The following is a 4,796-nucleotide window of genomic DNA, read 5'->3' on the forward strand; positions in this document are numbered from 1 at the left end:
CAAGCTCTCGCGCGGCCTTCGATCCGTTTTTGCCGGTAGAGAGGTAGTGCTCGACAGCGATCCTCTCCTGCTCCTCCGTGAACTTGCCCGACCACTTCTCAGGCCCTCTCACATATCCTCTTTGCAGATAGTCGCGATACCAGCGGGACAGCGTTGACGCATCGGGGTATCCGAGCGTTCGCTTGACCGTTATCGGGGAATGCCCGCCGGTCACGTAGAGGTCAATTGCAGCTTGCTTTTCCTCTTGGGTGTGGTGGTGATACATGGCCATCTCCTTGTCTCAGATGTCCAAGTTTTTGTCCACACCCCCCACAGTTGCACTTGCCCTGGCAATCAACCATAGTTTGACAGCTTCGTTGACTGCCGTTTGCAGTGCGCAAAGCGGGGCGTGGGCAGCCTGACAGTTCGCCTCTGATGGGAAGAACCATGTCTTTCGAAAGGCGATTCTCGGCTTCACTCGGCTTATCTTACGAAACGGTAATCGCGCGCGGATGCCCCTGATGGTAGGATGATGGCGTATGGCGGGCGCCGGCGCGGCGCAGAACTCGGAAGGACCTGCCCATGGGAGCGCGCATTCTGCTGGTCGAGGACGACCATGCCATCGTGAGGGCGCTGACGAGCCTGCTTGAGGCCGAGGGCTACGAGGCGCATGCGGCCTCCACGCAGGACCTGGCGGTAGCGCTGCTGAGCGAGGAGGCGTTTGACCTGGCTTTGCTCGACGTGTCGCTGCCGCAGGGCAACGGGTTCGCCGTCTGCGCCGCCGCGCGCGAGCGCGCGCCCGAGATGCCCGTGATCTTCCTCACCGCCTCGGACGACGAGTACTCCACGGTGGCGGGGCTCGACATGGGCGCGGTCGACTACGTGGCGAAGCCCTTCCGCGCCCGCGAGCTGCTCTCGCGCATCCGCGCGGCGCTGCGGCGCGCACGCGGCGCCGACAGCGTGCTGCACCTCGGCGACGTGTGCATCGACACCGCGTCGGCCCAGGTGACGAAGGCAGGTCTCGAGGTGCTTCCCTCGGCGCTCGAGTACCGGCTGCTGCTGCACTTCGCGCAGAACAAGGGTCGCCTCGTCACGCGCGAGGGGTTGCGCGACGCCATCTGGGACAGCGCGGGGGAGTACGTGAGCGACAACTCGCTCAACGTGTACGTGAAGCGCCTGCGCGAGAAAATCGAGGACGACCCGGCGCACCCGCGCCTCGTGGTGACGGTGCGCGGGCTGGGCTACAAGGTGGGGGAGTGACATGATCGCAACCGTCCTGCGCAACAGGCGCGTCGCCTGCGAACTGGCGAGCATGCTGGTCGTTACGGCCGTCCTTGCCGCCGCAGCCGCCTGCGTCGCGAACGCGGATGCTGCGCTGTGGTGCGCCGCCTCCGGCGTTACATGTGCGCTCCTCTTCGCCGCGTTCACGGCGCGCCGCCATGCCGAGATCGCGCGCCTGACAGCTGAGATCGACGACGTGCTCCTCGTCGGTCGCAGCGTGGACTTCACAAGCTGCCGCGAGGGCGACGTGGAGGCGCTGCGCTGCGAGCTCGGCAAGGTGGTGGCGCGCCTTGCGCGCACGACCGAGCAGCTCACGCAGGAGAAGCGCGCGCTCGCCGACGCCATGGCTGACATATCGCACCAGATCAGAACGCCGCTCACGGCTATGGCGCTCATGCTTCCCGCCTTCGAGCACGCAGATGATGCCCGCGAGCGAAAGCGTCTCGTGCGCGAGGTGGAGACGCTCTCCGACCGCGTGGCGTGGCTCGTAACCTCGCTGCTCAAGATGGCGAAGGCCGACGCCGGAGCGCTCACGGTCGAGCACGCGCCCGTGAGCGTCGGCGACGTGGTGGCGCGCGCGACGTCCCCGCTTGAGGCGGCGCTCGACCTGCGCGGCGTGCGCCTCGAGGTCGACTGCCCCGACGCGGTGAGCTTTAAGGGCGATGCGCGCTGGAGCGCCGAGGCGCTCGAGAACATCGTGAAGAACTGCATGGAGCACACACCCGCGGGCGGGCGCGTGTCCGTGCGCGCTTCCGAGGACGCGCTTGCCACGCGCATCGTGGTGGAGGACGCGGGCGCCGGCATCGCGCCCGAGGACCTGCCGCACGTGTTCGAGCGCTTCTACCGCGGGACGCACGGGGCCGCACGCGGGGTTGCACCTGGGACCACGCGTGGGGCCGGGCACGGGACCGCCCCCGAGTCCGCCCCCGAATCCGCCTTCGGAGCCGCCCCCGAGGGCTTCGGCGTGGGCCTCTCGCTCGCGCTGGCCCTCGTGAGCGCCCAGGGAGGCACCCTGCGCGCGTCGAACGCGCCGCATGGGGGCGCCCGCTTCGAGATGACCTTCCCCAAGCTCGTGGTGTAGCGCTCGGGCGCAGGCGTGTGGCATGACGCTCGCGGTACAGCTCGCGGCTCGTGGTGTAGGCGCGCTTACGGCGCTCATTTGCGCATCTGCGCCATCTTATGCGTCCCATCGCGCTTTCGTGCGCCTATAATAGACCCAATCCCTTGCCAAGGTGGCGGGGCATACATCCAAGTTGGAACATGGACAAGGAGAACGACTACAGTGGCCTACCAAGACGAAATCACCCACATGGACCGAGCGGAGCTTGAGGCGCTCCAGCTTGAGCGGCTCAAGAAAGCCGTGGTCTACTGCTACGAGAAGATCCCCTTCTACAAGGAGAACTTCGACGCCGCCGGCTTCGATCCCTACGCGTTCGAGACCTTCGAGGACCTGCGCCGCGCGCCCTTCACCACCAAGCAGGACATGCGTGACGCCTATCCCTACAAGCTCTTCGCGCTGCCGAAGAGCGAGGTGAAGGAGATCCACATGTCCTCGGGCACCACCGGCGTGGCGACGGTGAGCGGCTACACCGAGAACGACCTCAAGGTCTGGGGTGATTGCTTCGCGCGCGGCATCGGGTACGCGGGCGGCGACGAGAACGACATCGTGCACGTGTGCTACGGCTACGGCCTGTTCACGGGCGGCCTCGGCGCTCACTACGGCGGCCTGAACGCCGGCGCCATGACCATCCCCATGTCGGCTGGCAACACGAAGCGCCAGATCAAGGTCCTGCAGTCCATGGGCTCCTCCATCATCTGCTGCACGCCGAGCTACGCCATGTACATCGCTGACACCGCCATCGAGATGGGCCTCGACCCCAAGAAGGACTTCCACCTGAAGGCCGGCATCCACGGCGCCGAGGCGTGGTCGAACCAGTTCCGCGCGAACCTCGAGGAGAAGCTCGACTACAAGGCGCTCGACGTGTACGGCCTGACCGAGGTCATGGGCCCGGGCGTGGCCATCGAGTGCCTCGAGCAGACGGGCCTGCACGTGGCCGAGGACCACTTCTGGATCGAGATCCTCGACCCCGAGACGCACGAGCCGGTGCCCGACGGCGAGTGGGGCGAGCTCGTCATCACGACGCTCACCAAGGAGGCCACGCCGGTCATCCGCTACCGCACCAAGGACATCACGCGCATCATCCCGGGCGAGTGCGCCTGCGGCCGCACCCATCGCCGCATCGACCGCCTGCACGGCCGTACCGACGACATGATGATCATCCGCGGCGTCAACGTGTTTCCGAGCCAGATCGAGAACGTGTGCACGGGCTTCGACGAGATCGCCGACTGGTACCAGATCGAGCTTACGCGCGAGAACAGCCTCGACGTGGCCACGCTCAAGATCGAGATCAACCCCGACTTCCCGATGGACGAGATCCGCAAGATCGAGGACCTGCAGCGCCGCCTCGAGCAGACGCTCAAGGACGAGCTCGCCACCAAGATCAAGGTCAAGGTCGTCGAGCCCTACACCATCACGCGCTCTGAAGGCAAGGCCGTGCGCATCGTTGACCTGCGCAGCGAGGAGGAGAAATAATGATCGATCAGCTCACCGTCTTTCTCGGTAACGAAGAGGGTCGCCTGACGGCGCTGTGCCGCACGCTCGGCGACGCCGACATCCAGATGCACTCGCTCGTGCTCGCCGACACCACCGACTACGGCATCGTGCGCATCATCTGCGACAACCCCAAGGGCGCCATCGAGGCGCTCTCGAAGGCGCGCTTCACGGCGAGCCTCGCGAAGGTGGTCGCCGTCGAGGTGCCGCACGTCCCGGGCGGCCTGGCCGGCGTGTTCGCCGCGCTCGACAAGCTGGGCGTGAACATCGAGTACAGCTACTGCTTCATCGGCGCGAACGGCGTGGCGACGCTGGCGCTCAAGGCGCCCGAGTCCGTCATGGGCGCGCTTGACGAGGCGGGCTTCAAGGTCCTGCACCCCGGGGATCTCTACGCCGCCTAAGGCCGCGCTCGCCGACTCTATCGTGGCGTGAAATTTTCCGCTTTGGAAAAATTTTCCTTGAACGCGGGGAAGAGTAGCGCTATTATAGACGAGCTGCTTGAGTGAGAGCGGTTTTGAAGCTCAGGCGAACCAACGGGTTGTGGCGCAGTTTGGTAGCGCACTTGACTGGGGGTCAAGGGGTCGCAGGTTCAAATCCTGTCAACCCGACCAGCTAAAACAGCAGGTCAGAAGGTAAATCCTTCTGACCTGCTTTGTTTATTTCGACTGAGTTGTGAAGTCGTGTAGTCTAAGGATGGTCTAATCGTTTGAGCGGTTTGCACTTTCTGATAAACAGTGGGTCAACCATTGCCCCGAGGTTTTCAAGGAAGTATCAGAACGCAACCTTAGGGTTAAGTTTGGCATATAGGCAGAAAAGTGTGTAAAGGAAATCATTCGACACCGTAAGGATATGGGGTCGAACGATGGAATTCAGACCACACTAGCCCCTCTCCCCAACGAGCGGGCGCCCCGGTGTCGTCGCCCTG

At 64.7% G+C, this 4,796-nt stretch carries 5 protein-coding genes and 1 tRNA gene; 5 read left to right on the forward strand and 1 reads right to left on the reverse strand.

From position 1 onward, the window contains the following. Positions 1-265 (reverse strand): transposase (locus G7Y50_RS11675; protein WP_165053127.1); only part of this gene is annotated, 265 nt, incomplete at its 3' end. A 296-nt stretch (positions 266-561) separates the two neighbouring features. On the opposite strand from G7Y50_RS11675, the gene G7Y50_RS11680 reads away from it, so the two are divergent. From G7Y50_RS11680 to G7Y50_RS11700, 5 genes are all read left to right on the forward strand, one after another. Continuing rightward, positions 562-1,239 carry a response regulator transcription factor gene (locus G7Y50_RS11680; protein ID WP_165056797.1) on the forward strand — a complete coding sequence of 226 codons (678 nt, stop codon included), beginning with the start codon at positions 562-564 and terminating at the stop codon, positions 1,237-1,239. Between the two features lies 1 nt (position 1,240). Then, a complete protein-coding gene (locus G7Y50_RS11685) occupies positions 1,241-2,341 on the forward strand; it encodes a sensor histidine kinase KdpD (protein WP_165056798.1) in 1,101 nt (366 codons plus the stop codon). 201 nt (positions 2,342-2,542) lie between these two features. Continuing rightward, positions 2,543-3,853, forward strand: coding sequence for a phenylacetate--CoA ligase family protein (locus G7Y50_RS11690; protein ID WP_370458043.1), 1,311 nt, complete (start codon positions 2,543-2,545; stop codon positions 3,851-3,853). After that, entirely contained in the window at positions 3,853-4,272 is a 420-nt protein-coding gene (locus G7Y50_RS11695) for an amino acid-binding protein (RefSeq protein WP_165056799.1), read from the forward strand. The genes G7Y50_RS11690 and G7Y50_RS11695 overlap by 1 nt, the downstream gene beginning before the upstream one ends. A gap of 133 nt (positions 4,273-4,405) precedes the next feature. Further along, positions 4,406-4,482: transfer RNA gene (locus G7Y50_RS11700), tRNA-Pro, on the forward strand. The last annotated feature ends 314 nt before the right edge of the window (positions 4,483-4,796 follow it).

Source organism: Adlercreutzia sp. ZJ176 (genome assembly GCF_011038975.1).
Lineage (GTDB): Bacteria > Actinomycetota > Coriobacteriia > Coriobacteriales > Eggerthellaceae > CAAEEV01.